A 16437-nucleotide genomic window follows, 5' to 3' on the forward strand; every position below is an offset into this window, starting at 1 on the left:
CCGTCATTTCGGGAGCCGGCCGAATCCGACCACTGCCGAGTCGTCCGACCACTCGAGCGTGTGGACACGGATTCGGCCGAACTCGTTTCCGCCCACGGTGATCGCCTCGTCACCATCGACCGCTACGACGATGTTGGTGTGCTGCCCGAAACCGGCGGTGTTCTCATACAGGACGACGTCGCCCACCTCGGGTTGATAGCCCGACTCCACCGGTTCGAAGCGATCGTGCTGTTCGTAGTACTCCTGCAGCGTGTACACGCCGGGGATCCGCCAGTGTCCCGAGTGCGGATTCGACAGAGGCATACCGGCTTCCCGCATGATCCAGCTGACGAAGTCTGCACACCACTGCTCTTCGACCCCTTCCGAGTAGAAGGTGCCGGGCCGCTGTGTCCGGTGCTCGTCTTCGAGCAGGTCCACGACCGCCACCTGTTCCGTCGACAACGAGGCGGTGTCGGCTGCGGGGAACGACGCGGTGTCCCAGGGCAGATACCTGCTCGGTGCCCACCACCACACAACTGCCACGAACAACAGCACGACCGCGGCCACCGCGGCGGCGATCACCGTCGTCGCTCGCCTGCCCCGACCCGCACTCCGGGTCTCGGTACTCATATTCGGCCGGACTCGTAGGCGAACTTCACCTTGCGAGCGGCAGTGTCTGCCCGGATGAGGCGCACCGTGATGCGTTCCCCTTCGCGCGGCCGCCCCTCACACGGCGCAATGACGGTTTCGGAAGCCACGAATACCTCGGCGTCGCGCCGATCGGTGGCGCCTTCGAGCACGGTCGCCTCGAAATGCTCGCCCACCCGGGGGGAGAGCACGACGGCCTCGGTCAGGTCGATGCAGGCGCGCCCGATCTTTCCCGCCAGCGAGTCCGACGCCGACATGATCTTCGGCAGTGCAGGCAGGGTGCCGCGGACGTGCGACGGCACCGCGGTGCCTGCCGACACCGCTAGGCACACCTCGGTCGTGTACCTGTCGGAGAGACGACGCAGCGGAGCGGTCACATGCGCATACGGCGCACCGATCGCACCGTGCAGACCCGACTCGGGAGGCGCACCGTCGAACGCGGCATACGACGCACCGCGCAACAGGGTCGGAGCCTCGCTCATGAGCACGAGCGTCGAGGGTTCGTTCGCGTCGAGGCCTGCGAGGAATGCGCCGACCGGCACATCGTCTGGCCACGGCACCCCCAACGCGGATGCTTTTCTTCGAAGCGCCTCGACAATCTCCGCGTCGGCAGGCGGCAGCGTACGGAGCAGGCCCACCTTCGCGTCGAGCATGAGATCGGCCGCGCACATTCCGGTCAGCAGCGACACCTGAGAGTTCCAGTCGTCGGCATCTGTCCGAGGTTGCACCGTCAGCGTCCACCCGTCGCCACGGGGAGCCACGTCCTGTTCGGGCAGGCGCAGTTCGATAGCCCCCCTGCCGAGTGCCGCCGCCGCACGCAGACGCCCGAACTCGGGTAGCGCTGCGATGGACGGATGCAGTGTCCCGGCATCGAAGTCGCGTTGCACGCCTGCGTAGTCGAGTCGCGCGACGGAACGGACCGATGCACGGCGCACCGTGACTGCCACGGGCTCAGCGCGTTCGTCCGTCTCGATCCGCCACAGCACGGCGGGACGAATGGTCTCGGGGAGGAGACTGGCCGTGCCCTCCGATAGCTCCCGCGGATGCAGCGGAACGGACCTGTCCGGTAGGTAGAACGTCTGGCCTCGGCGATGGGTTTCTGCTTCAAGCGCACCGCCGAGTTCGACGACGGCGTACACGTCGGCGATCGCATAGTGAAGGATGAAGCCCTCGGTCGTGCGTTCGAGGTGGAGCGCCTGATCCAAGTCCATCGACCCCGGAGGGTCGATGGTCACCAGAGGCAAATCGGTGCGGTCCTCACGATCGCCCCCGTACCGGTCCGTGCCGGCGCGGGCCTCCGCGAGCGCATCCGCCGGATATCCGTCGTCGAGTCCGAACTCGGAACGTACTGATGCGAAGTCGATCGCGGGTGCAACGACGAAGGGTGCTCTCACCACTGTTGTAGTTCTCCTGCACGCCGTAGCCGTCGTGCGTGCCGCTGAGTCAGTTGTTCCACTCGTCGTCGGCCTTGTCGGCCGCTTTGGTCCGCTCGGCGGCAATCTGCAGGGCGCGCTCGGCAGTGTCCTTGTCCGGGTAGGGACCCATTCGGTTGAGGGCGCCCGGATCCTTGCCCTGGCTGACCTTGCCTGTGCTCACGTCGTAGTACCAGCCCTCATCGCTCATGGTTCAAGTGTGCCCGAACAAGGTCGACTTTTTGCCGCTACACGCGGTCCGGCGTGGCTGGTACCGTCGGCCCGGCATCACAGACCGTCATCCATGAGGAGCCACATATGTCGTACATTCTCTTCGACGCCCTTCTTCCGTATATCGGGCCGGAAGCTGCCTCGTACTGGGCACATCTGCTGGTCGTCGGCCCCCTGTGAGCGACAAATCGCAATACTTCGGGCTGTGCGGACGAGTCGGCCTGTAAGCCGGATCCTGTCCCCCGTCGAAACAGGGTGACGACCATCCATCTGGACACACCGTTGCCGGGTGCCTCGAGCGGTCCACCCGCAGGCTCGGGCGAGCAGCCCTCGAACACCTACGCAGCCGCACCGGTTCCCCGAGGGGAGCGGTGCGGCCTTCGACCTTGCTCCGGGCGGGGTTTACCTAGCCACCCCGGTCACCCGGGGTGCTGGTGCGCTCTTACCGCACCGTTTCACCCTCACCTGCCCCGGAGGGCAGGCAGTCTGTTCTCTGTGGCACTGTCCCGCGAGTCACCTCGGGTTGCCGTTAGCAACCGCCCTGCTCTGTGGAGTCCGGACTTTCCTCGATTCAAGGCCTGGCACCGTTCGGTGCCGGTTCCCTGCTCCGCGGTCGCCCGGCCGACTCATCCGCTCGAACAGAGTAGCCCGCCGAACACCGCCGACGCGAACTACGGTCGGAAGACATGACTCGATTTGTGGCGCTGCTGCGCGGAATCAATGTCGGTGGGGTGAGGATCAAGATGGCCGACCTGGGCGCGCTGTTCACCGACCTCGGTTTCGGCAATGTCCGGACAGTCCTCGCTTCGGGAAATGTGCTGTTCGACGCGGACGGCACTGCTCCCGACCTGAAAGCGCGTCTCGAACGTGCGCTCTCCGACACCTTCGTGTACGACGCGTACGTGTTCGTCCATCCTCAGTCGTACCTGTCTGCTGTTGTCGATGCGTACCCGTTCGACGAGGAGGTCGATGGCCGACACGCGTATGCCGTGTTCGTCGCCGACAACTCGGTGCTCGACGAACTGGCGGGCATCGGCGCCACCTTGGATCCCGCGGTCGAGCAGATCGCCGTCGGTGACGGCGTCGTCTATTGGGAAGTCGTGAAGGGCGAGACGATCGGTAGCGCCTTCGGGAAGAAGATCGGCGCGTCACGATTCAAGACGGTGACCACCAACCGCAACCTTCGGACCGTGCGCAAACTGCTGTGACGTCGAGTCACCGTGAGTTGTTGCTCCAGCGGTGGTATCGACGGTACTGCCCGTGATGTGCATGAGCGGGCCAGGGTTGCATACGCGGTGCGTACGGCTGCTGCTGAGGGTAGGGCACAGCCCAAGGCTGCTGTGCGGCAGGACGGTAATACGGAATCGGCTCTGGGAGAGGTGCCGGTTCGGCGGGGAATCCGTAGATGCCCCGAGGATCACCGCTGAGGTACGCCTGATGCTGCGCATCAGCGCGAGCGACAATGGCCGCTTCCTCCCTGCGACGCTCATCTCGGGAACGGCGACGGGCTCCCGCGCCGACCACGGCCAGTACGAGAACGAGCAGCACCGTAGCCACCGCGGGTTCCTCCTGCGCGAACCCGACGAGCCACAGCACCCCCAAAGTGGTGAGAATCGGGTGGCGCCTCCACCAGGGCCGCCGATCCACGACGAATTCCGGCGCGGGCGCGACAGCGAACGACGCCGCAGCAGCAGGATGCGGCGCATGTGCGTGAATCCGGTATCCGCTCATCGCTGTTCCTCCCGGGGCTCGCGTGATGAACACATTTTTGCAGAATTCGTCCGCTTCCTGCCACAACGACGTCGGCACACGCTGGGCCCGAAAACCGCCGACAAAGATTCTCGGAAAGTGTGTAACAAGTCGAGCAGGTTCCCGATAGACCTCATGAGTGGCCGCGCAGGCACACCCCCGACATGCCTGCGCGGCCACTTTTCGACTCTCGGGTGGGCTGGTGCTGAAGAACCCCGGCTTTCAGGGCCGGGACGACGTCACAGATACGACGTGTCGTTGACCAAGCGCACCGACGATCCACCGTCCGGATAGAACTCCGCGATGCTCAACGACGCCAGATCCAGATGCAGGCGGTACAGCAGGGACGGACCGGAATCCAGCGCGAACTGCAGCAGCGTCTTGATCGGTGTCACGTGCGAGACCACGAGCACGGTCGAGCCCGGATGCTCTGCCGTCAGGTCTGCCCGGACGCCCGCGATGCGGATGCGCACGTCATCGAAGCTCTCACCCCCTGGCGGCCGCACCGAGGTGTCGGTGAGCCACTTCTTGTGCACATCGACGTCGCGCTCGGCAGCTTCCGCGAAGGTAAGCCCCTCCCACTCGCCGAAGTCCGTCTCGATCAGACCGTCGTGCACGGTCACCGGGAGATTCAACGCGGCGGCGGCAGCAGCAGCGGTCTCACGTGCCCGCCCGAGCGGCGACGACACCACGGCGGAAATGTCACCGCGACCCGCGAGCATGTCCGCGGCCGCCGACGCCTGGCCGCGACCCAGTTCGGTGAGCTCAGGATTTCCGCGCCCCGAGTAGCGGCGTTCCACCGACAGCGGGGTCTGGCCGTGACGCAGGAGCAGCATTCGTGTCGGAGCGCCGGTCGCACCGGTCCATCCGGGCGCCTTCGGCGCCTCGACCATCTCCGTACCCGCGGCCGGGACCACGGCGGCGTCCATGGCTTCGTTCGCGAGCCGGTCGGCGTATCCGTTCTCCGCGCGCGGTATCCAGGTGTAGTTCACGCGCGAGAACTTCGACGCCAACGCCTGCACCTGCGCCGCGAGCGGGAACATGTCGGGATGCTTGACCTTCCAGCGACCCGACATCTGTTCGACGACCAGCTTCGAATCCATCCGCACATCGACTTCGTCGGCACCGAGCTCGGCCGCTGCGGTCAGCCCTGCGATCAATCCTCGGTACTCCGCGACGTTGTTGGTGGCACGGCCGATACTCGCCTTGCGTTCGGCCAGCACTGCCCGGTGCCCGGCGTCGAAGACGACGGCACCGTAGCCCGCAGGTCCAGGATTTCCGCGCGAACCGCCGTCGGCCTCGACGACGACCCGACTCACAGACCCGATTCCTTGGTACGCACCATGATCGCGTTGCATTCCGGGCAGTGCACGACCGCGTCGGCAGGTGCGGCAGTGATGCGGGCGATCTCGCCGCGGTCCAGTTCGATTCGGCACGCGCCGCACCGGCGGGCCTGCAGCAGTGCCGCGCCGATTCCCGATCGCTCACGCTGCTTCTCATAAACGGCCACCAGCTCCGCAGGCAACGAGCCGACCAGCGTTTCGCGATCATTTCGGCACCGGTCTTCGGCCACCTCGATGTCGGCGAGAGCCTCGTCCCGAGCGCGTGTCGCGTCGCCGAGCTGCTCGTCGATCTGCGACACTTGCGCGCCGGCGTGATCATGATCGGCCTTCGACGCCTCGCGCCGTTCCATGATCTCGAGCTGGTCGTCCTCTAGCGCGGCCTGGCGGCGTTCGAGGCTGCCGAGCTCGTGCTGCAGCTCGGTCAGCTGCTTCGAGCCGATGGTGCCGCCTTCGAGCAGGTTGCGGTCGCGCTGCGCGCGCTGGCGTACGGCCTCGATCTCGCCTTCGACCTTGCGGATGTCACGGTCGAGGTCGTCGATCACGATCTCGACGGCAACGGCCGCGTCCTTCCGGGACGCCCGCTCGGCCTGGAGCCGATCCACTTCCTGCTGTTCCGGCAGGGTGCGGCGACGGTGCGCGAGACGGTTGAGCTCGTTGTCCACTGAGGCGATGGAAAGGAGCCTTGCCTGCACTGCGGGTTCGACGTTCACTCGGGTGGTTCCTGCTTTCGGGTTCTCGACTCGGAAGTGGCCGTACGACGGCACTGGTCGCGGCCGGACCGCGACGACGGTCTCGTAGCTGATTACCGTACCGCGCGGGCTGCTGTCGTCCAGGGGTCGGTGCGCAGGTCGGTAACGCGGGAGCACCACCCGTCGTGATCACCGAATGCTTCGTCGAGGATCGCACTCGCTTGCGCGCACCACGGCTGCTCACTGGCCCAGTGTGCGACGTCGACAAGAGCGGGACCACCGGTTCGCAAGTGCTCGTCTACGGGGTGATGTCTCAGGTCGGCCGTCACATATGCATCGACACCAAGGGCAGAAACACGTGCGAGGAACGAGTCGCCGGATCCGCCGCACACTGCCACCGTCCGGATCGGACGTTCGGGATCGCCCGCGCCGCGTACACCCCACTCGGTGGGTGGAAGCACCGCAGCGACCGCCTCGGTGAACTCGCGCAGTGTCTGAGTCCGAGGCAACTCCCCCACCCGACCGAGACCCCGGTTGCTCGGCAGTTCGGCGAGCTCGAACACGTCGAACGCGGGCTCCTCATACGGGTGGGCGCTGCGCAGCGCCGCCAGCACCGCGGGGCGGGCTCGACGAGGGGCGATCACCTCGATGCGGTCCTCGGCGACCTGCTCGAGTTCACCGACCGCCCCGATCGCCGGATCGGCGCCGTCGACAGGACGGAACTGGCCGGTCCCCGACGTCGTCCAGCAGCACTGCCGGTAGTTGCCCAGGGCGCCGGCACCGGCCTCGAACAACGCGTCACGCACGGTGGCGGATGCCTCGGCGGGTACCATCACCACCCACTTGTCGGTGGCCGGTTCCGGCTTCGGCTCGATCGGCCTCAAATCGGTCAGTCCGAGCGCGTTCGCCAACGCGTCGGATACGCCCGGGTCGGCGCGGTCAGCGTTGGTGTGTGCGGTGAACAGTGCGCAGCCGCCCCGTATCAACCGGTGGATGAGCGCTCCTTTGGGTGTGTGCGCGCCGACGGTGTCGACGCCGCGGAGCAACAGCGGATGGTGCACGAGCAGAAGGTCGGCGCCCCATTCGAGAGCTTGATCGACGACGGCGGCGGTAGCGTCGACGGCGAGTAGCACCTTGCTTACCGGGTCGTCGGGATCGCCCGCGACCAGACCCACCGAGTCCCACGATTCCGCCAACGACGGCGGATACGCCGTGTCGAGCACCTTGATCACCTCACGAAGCGTGGCCGTCACGAATCCTCCTGCACTCGGTCGTGCTCCTCACAGTTCCGATCTCCGCCGACGACCCTACGCTGAGGTTCTCCGACGACCGGGGACAATGTCCGGGTGACTCTTCTCGTCGATCCGCACCCGCTGACACTGCCTGCCCCGGTCGTCCTGTTCGATCTCGACGGCACCCTGACCGATTCCGCGAGGGGCGTGATCAACGGTTTCCTCCATGCAGCCGCAGCCGTCGGTTTCGGCGTGCCCGACGGCAACCTCGAGTGGCTCCTCGGCCCTCCGATGCGCGACACGTTGCGCTCTTTCGGCCTCGGCGACGACGAGGTCGAGCGTGGGTTGACGGCATACCGTGAGTACTACATGGATACAGGTTGGTCCGAAAATGCCCTGTTCGACGGCGTCGGCACGATGCTCGCCGCCGTCCGCGATACCGGCAGTCGCCTCGCCGTGGCGACATCGAAGAACGAGTCCGCCGCTGTGCGGATTCTCGAGCATTTCGGGATCGCGGATCATTTCGAGTTCATCGGAGGAGCGAGCGAGGACGGCGTCCGGCGCGCGAAGGCCGACGTCGTCGCGCACAGCCTCGCCGCGCTCGGCATCGAGGTCGTCGACGCCGCGCACGGCGGTACGTCCGATGTCGTGATGGTCGGCGACCGCGAACACGACATCCACGGAGCCGGCCGGTTCGGTATTCCCACCCTCTTCGTCGAGTGGGGCTACGGCACCGGGGCCGAGGGTGCCGTCGCAGCGAGGACAGTCACCGCCGTGGTTGAACTCCAGCGTCTCCTGACCGGCGGGCGATGACCCAGCGGAAGCAAGCGACGGCTCCGACGGCGACTCGGCTCCCGACCCGTATTACGGGCGGACGGGACGCATTCGAGCAGGTACGGGATGGGATCGAAGTCTGCGCACCGGGCCTGCTCGACCGGGTGCGACAGCAGTGAGATACGCATCACGGTCTACCGTGGACGTGTGCGCCGACTGTCATTTCTCCTCCGCCCGAGCTGGCTGGTCCTCGCTCTGGTAGTGGTGGGCTTCGCCTACGCATGCTTCACCGTGCTGGCGCCGTGGCAGCTCGGCAAGAACACGAGCACCGAAGAGCGCAACGACCGCATCGCGGAGTCCGTGTCGCAGGACCCGCTCCCCGTGGACGACCTGTTCGGCGATGGTGGCGCGACGACCGACACAGAATGGCGGCGAGTGATCGCCGACGGCAGCTATCTTCCGGATTCGGATGTCCTGGTGCGGCTGCGGAGCACCGAGTCGAAGCCCGCCTACGAGGTGCTCACTCCGTTCGTACTCGACAACGGAAACACCATCCTCGTCGACCGCGGCTATGTGCGTCCGGTCGAGGGCACTGCGGTGCCCGAGATTCTCGCTGCTCCGACCGGGCCGGTCACTCTCGAAGCCAGAATCCGCATGTCGGAGGGCACGGTCGAAGGTAAGGAGCCGTTCACCGACGCCGGGTATCTGCAGGTTTACTTCATCGACTCCGGCCAGATCGCCAAGGCTTTCGGACTCGATCTCGCGGACGGCTACCTTCAGCTCGATCCGGAGCAGCCCGGTGTCCTCGAGGCGAAGGCACTGCCTCAGCTCGATGCCGGCCCATACCTGTCCTACGGATTGCAGTGGCTCGCATTCGGCATCATGGCACCACTCGGGCTCGCATACTTCGTCTGGGCCGAGATTCGGGAACGCCGCAAAGCCAAGGCGCGCAACTCCGATGAGGTCATCCCGTCCGAGCCGAAGCCCACCTCGAACGAGGCTACGATCGTGCGTTCCGGTTCAGTACGTTCCACCTCGACATCTCGTACCACCAGCGACAAGCTGGCCGACCGCTATGGCGGACACAGGTGACCACGCACTACGACACGTCTCTGCCCGGTGTTTCACCGAACGAGGAGTTCCCGATGTATTCGACCGTCGACGACTACCTGGCCGACAAGGACCCCGCGGCCGTCGACGCGTTCCGGAAGTTCCGCGCCCTCGTCCTCGCACTCGGCGACGACGTCGAGGAGACGGTGCACACCTCGGAGATCTCGTGGGCTCGGGCGTCCTCGACGAAGCCGAGAGGATTCGCTGCGGCATTCCTGTACGCCACACGCCTCGAAGTGGCGCTGGATCTCTCGCGGCGCGTCCACCACCCGACGTTGCGCGAGGCGTACCCCACGACGGGCCCTGTCACCACCCATCGCTTGAGTCTCTCGTCGGCAGACGACTTGGACGACGGGTTCTGCGCACTGCTGGCAGAGGCGTACCACACTGCCTCGACAATCTCCGGGTAGGTCGGGAGATCTGCGTGCCTGGCGACATCCTCCGCTGTTACGGGTGCCCCAGCCGCCTCTCGAGTCCGTCCAGGATCAATGCGAGCCCGAATTCGAAGTTCTCCTCCCAGGTGGAATCGAACGCGTTCTCGGAGAGCTCTGCCATTGCCGGGAATCGTCCCGAACTCATCACTCGGTTCAAAGTGGGGAGCTGGTAGGTCCAGAACTCGTCGTCCGACATTCCCGACTCCGACGAGGCGTTGAGCCATAGGAGTTCCTGCCGCACGGTGCCAGTGACGTAGGAGTCGATCGCCGTCGCAAGATTCATCTTCTCCTGGTCACTCGAGGACAAGTCCTTCACTCCGGCCAAGAACAGGTTCAGGTCCGCGACACTGTTGGGTCCCAATACCGGCCGGCTCCAGTTCGCTTGGAGCGCCCACGGGTGAGTGATGTAGAGCTTTCGTGCCTCGCGGGCGGTTGTGGCCAAGAACTTCCGCCACCCCTGCTCAGCGGCAGCCCTCCTCGCTTGCGAAGGACCGACCACTGCATCGAGCATGAGGTCCAGCAGTTCCGCCTTCGCGGGCACGTAGCGATACAGCGACATGGTGCCCACGCCGAGCTTCTGTGCCAGGTTCCGCATCGACAGCGCGTCGATCCCGTCGGTATCCGCGAGTTCGATGCCTGCGGTGACGATCTGCCGCAGCGTGAGCTTGGACTTCGGACCCTTCGTCCGCTCAGGAAGGCCTTGCCACAACAGTTGGAGGCTCCTGGCCAGTGGATTCCTATCGGTCATGAACGCTCCTAGCGTTGAATACCTTGCCTACTGCGCACACCGTACGCTATCGTGCTGCGTGCATCGCACGGCGTACTCCGTACGCAACAACGAGGGGAGATGCGGAGATGAGTTCAGGACCGGCCGTCGAGGCCACCGGCCTGATCAAGCGATACAAAGACAAGGTCGCGCTCGATGGAGTCGACCTCCTCGTACCCCGTGGAACCGTCCACGGTCTACTCGGACCCAATGGCGCGGGCAAGACCACGGCGGTGCGAATCCTGGCCACTCTGACCGACCCCGACGGCGGTGCCGCCAGCGTGGCAGGGTTCGACGTAGCGAACCAGCCCCGTGAAGTCCGCCGCAGAATCGGGTTGACAGGCCAGCAGACCGCCGTGGACGACCTGATGACGGCGCGCCAGAACCTCACTATGTTCGGCAGACTTTTCCGGCTCGGCAAGACGGACGCCCAGCGCCGCGCCGACGAACTGCTGGAGATCTTCGGGCTCACAGACGCCGCCTGCCGATCCCCCAAGAAGTTCTCCGGTGGCATGCGCCGCCGACTCGACCTCGCAGCCTCGATGATCCTGGCACCCCAGGTCCTGTTCCTCGACGAACCGACCACCGGCCTCGACCCCGCGGGACGCCGGGAGGTGTGGGAGGCAGTGCGGAACCTGGCGGACGCGGGCACGACCGTGCTGCTGACCACCCACTATCTGGATGAGGCCGACAAGCTGTGCGACCGGATCAGCGTGATCGATCGGGGCCGGAACTTCATCGAGGACACACCCGCCGCGCTGAAACGGCGGATCGGGGACGAAAGGCTGGAGCTGGTCGCCCACGACCCGATCGAACTGGCCAGAGCCGCCACGGTCGTCGTCCGTGTCCTCGACGCCGAGCCGGACGTGGAGGAGGCCGAGGCGCGCCTGAGCATCCCTGTGCCGGACGGCGTAGCAGCGCTGACATCAGTGGCTGCCGCCATCCAGGTCGAAGACATCGACATCGCCGACATCGGACTGCGCCGCCCGACTCTCGACGAGGCATTTCTGTACCTGACCTCCGCTACGAACAGCACTCTCGAGGAGACGCGATGACCACTTCGACACCCGCGCTCACCGAAACCGCAGCTCCGGAAACCTCCGGTTCACGTCTGATCTGGGCCGCACGCGACTGCTGGACCATCGTGCTCCAAGAATTCACTCACCTGGTCCGCCAGCCCAGCACGTTCGCCTGGCAGATCGGCTTCCCCGTGGTGATGGTGCTGATGTTCGTCTACGTCTTCGGGTCGGCGATGGACGTCACCGGCCAAGGCGCCGGCGAAGGCTACGTGGATTTCGCCATGCCCGGAATGTTCGCCATGACGATGGCACTGGGGTTCATGGACACCGCCTATGCAGTCACCCACAACAAAGAGAAGGGATTCATGGATCGATTCCGATCGATGCCGATGTCCCCTTCCGCCCCGGTGACCGGGCGTGCACTGTCCGATGTCATCCGAGCGGCGCTGGACCTGGTGGTCATCGCCGGAGTGGCTTTGCTGATCGGCTGGCGATCGGGCGGCGGTCTCGGCGCAACGTTGCTGGCCTTCGCTCTGCTCCTCTGGCTGAGGCTGGCTCTGATACTCGTGGGCATCTTCCTGGGGCTCTGCATCACCAATACCGAAACCGCCGGAATGCTCTTCGCAGTGGCATTCCCCCTGGGTTTCATCTCATCGGTCTTCACCCCGCCGGAAATGATGCCCGGCTGGCTGGGCGCGATCGCGGCGTGGAATCCGGTTTCGTCGACGGCGACGGCGATCCGCGAGCTGTTCCAGACCCCGGGTATCGACTACCGGGAGCCGGCCTATTGGATCGACGGCCACGCTCTGCCTGCGGCCATCATCTGGCCTGTGGTGATCATGTTGATCTTCGGGCCGTTGGCGGTCCGCCAGTTCAAGGCGCTGAGCAGGTAGGCCACTGACGAGCGTGGCCTTTGCGAAGAGTGCATCCGAAATGTGTCCACGAATGCAGGGAGGGCACCTCCCGGTTTCCCGGATGGTGCCCTTCCCCTGTATTGACACTGGTGGGCGCGGAGGGTTTCGAACCCCCGACCGCTGGTGTGTAAAACGTGCGGTCTCGCTATTTGTTGGATTCGGTCGGGTTCACACCGTAGTAGATAGATACACAGGTGGAGGGCTATTTTTAGCCCTCCACCTGTATGCCACGATCACCTGCGTCGAGTCCGATGTAGCCCGGTACTGCGGTCTCATTGCGGTCTGAAGTACGGCGTAGGAGTGCCAGCGGGATAACGTCGGGCAGGTAATCCCTGCCGAGACCGGTGTCAGCTGGGCAGCCCGTCCCAGACGGGAAAGTGCTCAGGACGAGTGCCATCCGTCGCTACACACTTCCAGCGCCCAAGCGGGGCAGGGGTGCCCCCTCCCCAGAACTTGAATCGCTGCTGCCGGTGCCACCACTTGCGCAGCTCGGAGAAGCGATACCACTTCCACACCTGCACCTCGATGCGTCCGAGATTCGTCCTGACGTACTGCGTCCGAACTCGGTTCGTGTTGGTCACCGCCGAGACCGAAGTCTCTATGAAGCTGATTCCGAACCACACACGTTCTGCCTCGTCCTCATAGATTTCGATCGCGTCCTTGAGACCGAACCTTGGAGTCGTGTTGTCGCATCGGTCTACGTCCTGCCTCAAGTGCTTCCACTTCAGCTCGACCTGGTCGTCCACCCAAACGTAGGTGCGCACGTCATAGCGCGTGCCGGGGCCAACTGCTGCAACGGAGGGCTCGAACTTTCGTCGCGGTCGCTCTTGATAGTTCAGGTTGCGAACGATCGACCTCCCGGCGTCGAAACTCAAACCCTGGACACCGGCAGATCGGCTTTGTCGATGTTCCCAGGTGTCCCGCAACAGAGCGATGAGAGCGACGGTAAGGGCGACAAACGAGACAGCGGATGACATGCGGGGACCATAGCGGCGTCTTCCGACACGACAACTCCATGCCTGATCGATGCCTCGTGCGCCTACACGCGCGGGTATGCGCGCGCGTGTAGAGCCAAACGCGCGGCGAGGCAAACAGGTCCGGTCAGACTAGGTCGATTGCGCAACTCGGCGCACGTCATAGAGCCGATCCGCTCGATGCAGGGTCTTCACGGTGATCCCTAAGACGACAGCAAGGCTGTGCCAACTCGGCGTGTAGTCCGCCTCGATGAGTCCGTCTTCGGTACGGCGTCGGCTTCCCTCGACCGCAAGGGCTTGGAAGGCGTACAGCTTGCCGTGCGTCATTCCCGAACTGACGCGCCAAGCAACCTCGGTGGAGAGCTGCGTGCCTGCTGCTTCGTCGATGCCCTGAACGATCGTCACATAGGACAAGCGGTCGCCGTCCGGGCGTGACAATTCCGCGCGTTCGAGAGCGGCATCCAAGTCAGCCTTGCGACGCTCCCACTCGGAGTTGCCTGCGCGCCCGGCGGCGTTGGCAACCTTCTTCGCTTCGGACGCGTCGTCGATCTCAAGGCGGATTCGACGCGCAAGCCGCTCGCCCTGATCACTCGGCGCCAACAACCACACCGCGGTGGAGGCAGTTTCTAACGCTGCGCGGATTAGTGTGTACGGCGCGAAATGTTGAGGTCCGTCTTTCCGCAGGAGGACGTTCAGCGCCCAAAGATTGTCGAAGCTATGGTGCAGAGATCGATTGACGCTGTCTACGAGCCGTAGGTCGGGCAGTCGTTCGTGATCGGCGGCGAGGTCACTGAGGGGTTCGATCGTGTAGCGGCCCTGCTCCAGCTTGCCGTGAAGCGTGCCAGCGAAGCGCAGATTAGCGGTTACCGACCGAAACGCGGCGTCCTCAGCTTCGTCCCGGCTCGTTGTTGTAGTCACGTGCGCACCGTAGCGGCTCGGCCGGACTACTCCCCCTTGTTGGTCTCGGTCCCGAGGTTCTTCAACGCCTCGTCGACTTCTGCATTCGCAGTCGCGACCTCAACGAGTGTCTGGACTCCTACATCTGTAACCCGCACATCCAAGGTGCGCTTTGTGAGTGACGAGAACTTCTCCAGCGTGTTATTGATCGTGAGTAGTCTCTGCGCAACGTCGTGGACGCTAAGGACGTTGGTCCATGTGCGGCCTTTGTAGATGCTCCAGTCGAGGTAGAAGCTTTCGCAGTGCAGGCGCCCCTCGGAGCTGTTGTAGGCGACGTGGACGACGTGCCCATTCGGGAGATTGGAGTTCTTGCGAGCGAAGGATGAATCCCAAAAGACGCGCCATTCTTGACCTGGACCAAGATGATGAATCTTGGCTGGCAGGACTACGTCTTGTTCCGGTAGGTCTTTTTTCGGCTGTGCGCTCTGCTTCAGAGAGGGTGTGACCCGGACATGAATATTCGACGCGCCTGTCAATCCAAAGTTCTTGATGACGAGGTCAATGAACTGTTCGGTTGCTTGGCTGGGCTCCATAAAGACCGAGACGTAGGGACGTGCTTGCTCGTATGCGAGGCGCTTCTGCAGGGCTCGCGCTTTGCGCGCTTCGCGCACTTGCCAAAGCGCGATGCAACCCGCAAGGAAAGCTATGACGGCGGTCGCTACCATTGCCCACGCCGACATGGCGGTCGCCGTTTCGATCGACTGAGCAAGAATCACCGGTGCCCCTTACCTGTATGTCCGTCGGTGTGCCGAGTAGTCGGCACGAAATGACGAGACTGTACAGCGCCAAGAATCTGCGATGGTATCGAGCCGGTGATCCGCCGGCTGCATCGTCCGCAGAGGACGCAGGAACAAGGGGCGCGTTGCGAAGGTCTGCGTCTGACGAGTTCAATGCTCACGCAGGCACCGACCGTTGCATCGTTGCGGAGAGGATGCCGCTGTAGATGCCAGGCTTGGCGCCGTTGGTGACGGCGTAGGCCAGCCACCACACCTCACGGTGTGCCTTGCTTTCGTCCGCGAGCCGGTGCGGCGCCCCGAACGCGAGCCAGCGGGGGTCCGACTGCTCTTGCAGATCGGACAGCACTCCCCGACTGCGGAGACTTGCAGCGTGCCGCCAGATCGCGTGCGCCTGAGCGGTGAGACGCTCAGCTTCGTCATACGCGGGCTGGTACGGGTCGGATTCGAGGCGCCCGGAGCGGTGGCCGTGTTCGACGACTACATGGGCATGGGGCGCCAACTCGGTGATGGTGCGGTCCATCCAGGGGGCGAGGAGCTCGGCGATGAGGTGGTCTCCGAGTTTGCGGAGCCGGTCGTGTGCGCGGCGGTCGTAGATCCAGGACACGCGGTTGACCAGCCGCTTGTAGTCCTTCTCGTCTTTGCGGGTGAGGGCACGGGCGATGGTCTGCATGACGGCGCGGTCACCGTTGGCGATAGCTTCGGCGAGGGTGTCGACGTCGGTGGGCCGGAGTGCGTCGGCGAGCTCGGCGAGGGCCGCGTTGCGTTGGGTGGCGATGTCGTTGATTTCGTCGCGGACTTTGGTCACCGTGGGTGCGTCGATGCCGGATTCGGTGAGCAGTGCGGTGAGGATGCTCGCGGCTTCGGTGGCGTCGTAGCGAGAGTTCTGCGTAGTGGTCATGAGGTGTCCTGTCTGTCAGAGGTAGCGGTTGACGGTGAGACGGCGGCGTTCCTGTGTGGTGCACAGGTCGGTGAGGTCGACGAGGGCAGCGTCGATGAGCCACTCGAGGCGGTCGTCTGCGGGTGCGGCGGGGGCGTCGTGTTTGGCGTGGACGCCGCGCGCGTTGCGGTGCAGGCGTTCGAGGGTGTCCCGGAACTTGGCGAGGGTGGGGTCGGTGAGGACCTGGTGGTGCCCGGCCGTGAATCCGGTGCGGGAGGCGGCGGCTCGGGCGAGCCAGACGAGGACGTGACTGTCGGGCAGCGGGGGTGAGAGGTAGCCGCCGGCGACGCGCGGCACCTTGGACATGAGCGGGCGGCGCTCAGTTCTGAGAGCTTTGGGCATAGCCCGCACGATAACGGCGTGCGCGCGCGTAATCTACAGCACTTCGCCAGATAGGCAGGATTTTTTCCTGCAAGATCCGGATCTCACCGTCAAATCTTCGGCCAACGACGGAACGCTGGGCGGGGGGTGGCCGGCGGGGTAGACCATCTTATCCGTGAGGATGAATTGGTCCTGACCTGCGGTTTCTCCA

Annotated in this window: 19 protein-coding genes and 1 other RNA gene; 6 read left to right on the forward strand and 14 right to left on the reverse strand. The window is 64.8% G+C overall.

The window, feature by feature from the left end; translation table 11 throughout:
- Positions 1-3 precede the first annotated feature (3 nt).
- The 4 genes from ACTDXD_RS26430 to rnpB all read right to left on the reverse strand — a co-directional run bounded on the left by ACTDXD_RS26430 (position 4) and on the right by rnpB (position 2899).
- Positions 4-609, reverse strand: coding sequence for a CHAP domain-containing protein (locus tag ACTDXD_RS26430; protein WP_440125095.1), 606 nt, complete (start codon positions 607-609; stop codon positions 4-6).
- A complete protein-coding gene (locus ACTDXD_RS26435) occupies positions 606-2024 on the reverse strand; it encodes an RNB domain-containing ribonuclease (RefSeq protein ID WP_440125096.1) in 1419 nt (472 codons plus the stop codon). The genes ACTDXD_RS26430 and ACTDXD_RS26435 overlap by 4 nt, the downstream gene beginning before the upstream one ends.
- 46 nt (positions 2025-2070) lie before the next feature.
- Positions 2071-2250, reverse strand: coding sequence for a hypothetical protein (locus ACTDXD_RS26440; protein ID WP_054807486.1), 180 nt, complete (start codon positions 2248-2250; stop codon positions 2071-2073).
- 228 nt (positions 2251-2478) lie between these two features.
- An RNA gene (gene rnpB / locus ACTDXD_RS26445) (RNase P RNA component class A) lies at positions 2479-2899 on the reverse strand.
- Positions 2900-2956: 57 nt separating this feature from the next.
- Here rnpB and ACTDXD_RS26450 point away from each other — a divergent pair.
- On the forward strand, positions 2957-3478 hold the full coding sequence (locus ACTDXD_RS26450; RefSeq protein ID WP_440125097.1) for a DUF1697 domain-containing protein: 522 nt from the start codon (positions 2957-2959) through the stop codon (positions 3476-3478).
- Between the two features lie 7 nt (positions 3479-3485).
- On the opposite strand, the gene ACTDXD_RS26455 is transcribed toward ACTDXD_RS26450, so the two are convergent.
- From ACTDXD_RS26455 to ACTDXD_RS26470, 4 genes are all read right to left on the reverse strand, one after another.
- Positions 3486-4001 (reverse strand): hypothetical protein, encoded by a 516-nt coding sequence (locus ACTDXD_RS26455; RefSeq protein ID WP_440125098.1) that lies wholly within the window; start codon positions 3999-4001, stop codon positions 3486-3488.
- Positions 4002-4258: 257 nt separating this feature from the next.
- Positions 4259-5377 (reverse strand): bifunctional RNase H/acid phosphatase, encoded by a 1119-nt coding sequence (locus tag ACTDXD_RS26460; RefSeq protein WP_440125099.1) that lies wholly within the window; start codon positions 5375-5377, stop codon positions 4259-4261.
- Positions 5335-6072 (reverse strand): zinc ribbon domain-containing protein, encoded by a 738-nt coding sequence (locus tag ACTDXD_RS26465; RefSeq protein ID WP_440125100.1) that lies wholly within the window; start codon positions 6070-6072, stop codon positions 5335-5337. The genes ACTDXD_RS26460 and ACTDXD_RS26465 overlap by 43 nt, the downstream gene beginning before the upstream one ends.
- 92 nt (positions 6073-6164) lie before the next feature.
- Positions 6165-7304 (reverse strand): Nif3-like dinuclear metal center hexameric protein, encoded by a 1140-nt coding sequence (locus ACTDXD_RS26470; protein ID WP_440125101.1) that lies wholly within the window; start codon positions 7302-7304, stop codon positions 6165-6167.
- A gap of 93 nt (positions 7305-7397) precedes the next feature.
- On the opposite strand from ACTDXD_RS26470, the gene ACTDXD_RS26475 reads away from it, so the two are divergent.
- From ACTDXD_RS26475 to ACTDXD_RS26485, 3 genes are all read left to right on the forward strand, one after another.
- Positions 7398-8096, forward strand: a complete 699-nt coding sequence (locus ACTDXD_RS26475; RefSeq protein ID WP_440125102.1) for an HAD hydrolase-like protein — start codon at positions 7398-7400, stop codon at positions 8094-8096.
- Positions 8097-8264: 168 nt separating this feature from the next.
- The gene (locus ACTDXD_RS26480) at positions 8265-9149 is read left to right on the forward strand and encodes an SURF1 family cytochrome oxidase biogenesis protein (RefSeq protein WP_440125103.1); all 885 of its coding nucleotides are present in this window, start codon (positions 8265-8267) and stop codon (positions 9147-9149) included.
- Between the two features lie 53 nt (positions 9150-9202).
- Positions 9203-9577 (forward strand): DUF5655 domain-containing protein, encoded by a 375-nt coding sequence (locus ACTDXD_RS26485; RefSeq protein WP_440127813.1) that lies wholly within the window; start codon positions 9203-9205, stop codon positions 9575-9577.
- A 37-nt stretch (positions 9578-9614) separates the two neighbouring features.
- On the opposite strand, the gene ACTDXD_RS26490 is transcribed toward ACTDXD_RS26485, so the two are convergent.
- Entirely contained in the window at positions 9615-10349 is a 735-nt protein-coding gene (locus tag ACTDXD_RS26490) for a TetR/AcrR family transcriptional regulator (protein ID WP_440125104.1), read from the reverse strand.
- Between the two features lie 107 nt (positions 10350-10456).
- Here ACTDXD_RS26490 and ACTDXD_RS26495 point away from each other — a divergent pair, with 107 nt between their 5' ends.
- Positions 10457-11422: an ATP-binding cassette domain-containing protein gene (locus ACTDXD_RS26495; RefSeq protein ID WP_440125105.1), complete on the forward strand. Its 966-nt coding sequence runs from the start codon at positions 10457-10459 to the stop codon at positions 11420-11422.
- The gene (locus ACTDXD_RS26500; RefSeq protein WP_440125106.1) at positions 11419-12279 is read left to right on the forward strand and encodes an ABC transporter permease; all 861 of its coding nucleotides are present in this window, start codon (positions 11419-11421) and stop codon (positions 12277-12279) included. The genes ACTDXD_RS26495 and ACTDXD_RS26500 overlap by 4 nt, the downstream gene beginning before the upstream one ends.
- Before the next feature lie 368 nt (positions 12280-12647).
- Here the strand turns inward: ACTDXD_RS26500 and ACTDXD_RS26505 are convergent, their stop codons facing one another.
- From ACTDXD_RS26505 to ACTDXD_RS26525, 5 genes are all read right to left on the reverse strand, one after another.
- Positions 12648-13277 (reverse strand): hypothetical protein, encoded by a 630-nt coding sequence (locus ACTDXD_RS26505; RefSeq protein WP_440125107.1) that lies wholly within the window; start codon positions 13275-13277, stop codon positions 12648-12650.
- 129 nt (positions 13278-13406) lie between these two features.
- Positions 13407-14192: a hypothetical protein gene (locus ACTDXD_RS26510; RefSeq protein ID WP_440125108.1), complete on the reverse strand. Its 786-nt coding sequence runs from the start codon at positions 14190-14192 to the stop codon at positions 13407-13409.
- Between the two features lie 26 nt (positions 14193-14218).
- Complete coding sequence (locus ACTDXD_RS26515; protein WP_440125109.1) at positions 14219-14947, reverse strand: hypothetical protein; 729 nt, start codon at positions 14945-14947, stop codon at positions 14219-14221.
- A gap of 178 nt (positions 14948-15125) precedes the next feature.
- Positions 15126-15866, reverse strand: a complete 741-nt coding sequence (locus ACTDXD_RS26520) for a hypothetical protein (RefSeq protein ID WP_440125110.1) — start codon at positions 15864-15866, stop codon at positions 15126-15128.
- A gap of 15 nt (positions 15867-15881) precedes the next feature.
- Positions 15882-16247, reverse strand: a complete 366-nt coding sequence (locus tag ACTDXD_RS26525; protein WP_440125111.1) for a hypothetical protein — start codon at positions 16245-16247, stop codon at positions 15882-15884.
- Positions 16248-16437 lie beyond the last annotated feature (190 nt).

Origin of the sequence: Rhodococcus sp. SJ-3, from assembly GCF_051918125.1 — a bacterium.
GTDB lineage: Bacteria > Actinomycetota > Actinomycetes > Mycobacteriales > Mycobacteriaceae > Rhodococcus.

What these genes read in the sequence shown, in the direction of transcription:
- ACTDXD_RS26500 (WP_440125106.1), top strand. Translation starts at nt 11,419, where the DNA reads ATGACCACTTCGACACCCGCGCTCACCGAAACCGCAGCTCCGGAAACC.
- ACTDXD_RS26525 (WP_440125111.1), bottom strand. Translation starts at nt 16,247, where the DNA reads ATGCCCAAAGCTCTCAGAACTGAGCGCCGCCCGCTCATGTCCAAGGTG.
- ACTDXD_RS26505 (WP_440125107.1), bottom strand. Translation starts at nt 13,277, where the DNA reads ATGTCATCCGCTGTCTCGTTTGTCGCCCTTACCGTCGCTCTCATCGCT.
- ACTDXD_RS26490 (WP_440125104.1), bottom strand. Translation starts at nt 10,349, where the DNA reads ATGACCGATAGGAATCCACTGGCCAGGAGCCTCCAACTGTTGTGGCAA.
- ACTDXD_RS26440 (WP_054807486.1), bottom strand. Translation starts at nt 2,250, where the DNA reads ATGAGCGATGAGGGCTGGTACTACGACGTGAGCACAGGCAAGGTCAGC.
- ACTDXD_RS26520 (WP_440125110.1), bottom strand. Translation starts at nt 15,866, where the DNA reads ATGACCACTACGCAGAACTCTCGCTACGACGCCACCGAAGCCGCGAGC.
- ACTDXD_RS26450 (WP_440125097.1), top strand. Translation starts at nt 2,957, where the DNA reads ATGACTCGATTTGTGGCGCTGCTGCGCGGAATCAATGTCGGTGGGGTG.
- ACTDXD_RS26495 (WP_440125105.1), top strand. Translation starts at nt 10,457, where the DNA reads ATGAGTTCAGGACCGGCCGTCGAGGCCACCGGCCTGATCAAGCGATAC.
- ACTDXD_RS26430 (WP_440125095.1), bottom strand. Translation starts at nt 609, where the DNA reads ATGAGTACCGAGACCCGGAGTGCGGGTCGGGGCAGGCGAGCGACGACG.
- ACTDXD_RS26455 (WP_440125098.1), bottom strand. Translation starts at nt 4,001, where the DNA reads ATGAGCGGATACCGGATTCACGCACATGCGCCGCATCCTGCTGCTGCG.
- ACTDXD_RS26485 (WP_440127813.1), top strand. Translation starts at nt 9,203, where the DNA reads ATGTATTCGACCGTCGACGACTACCTGGCCGACAAGGACCCCGCGGCC.
- ACTDXD_RS26460 (WP_440125099.1), bottom strand. Translation starts at nt 5,377, where the DNA reads ATGCAACGCGATCATGGTGCGTACCAAGGAATCGGGTCTGTGAGTCGG.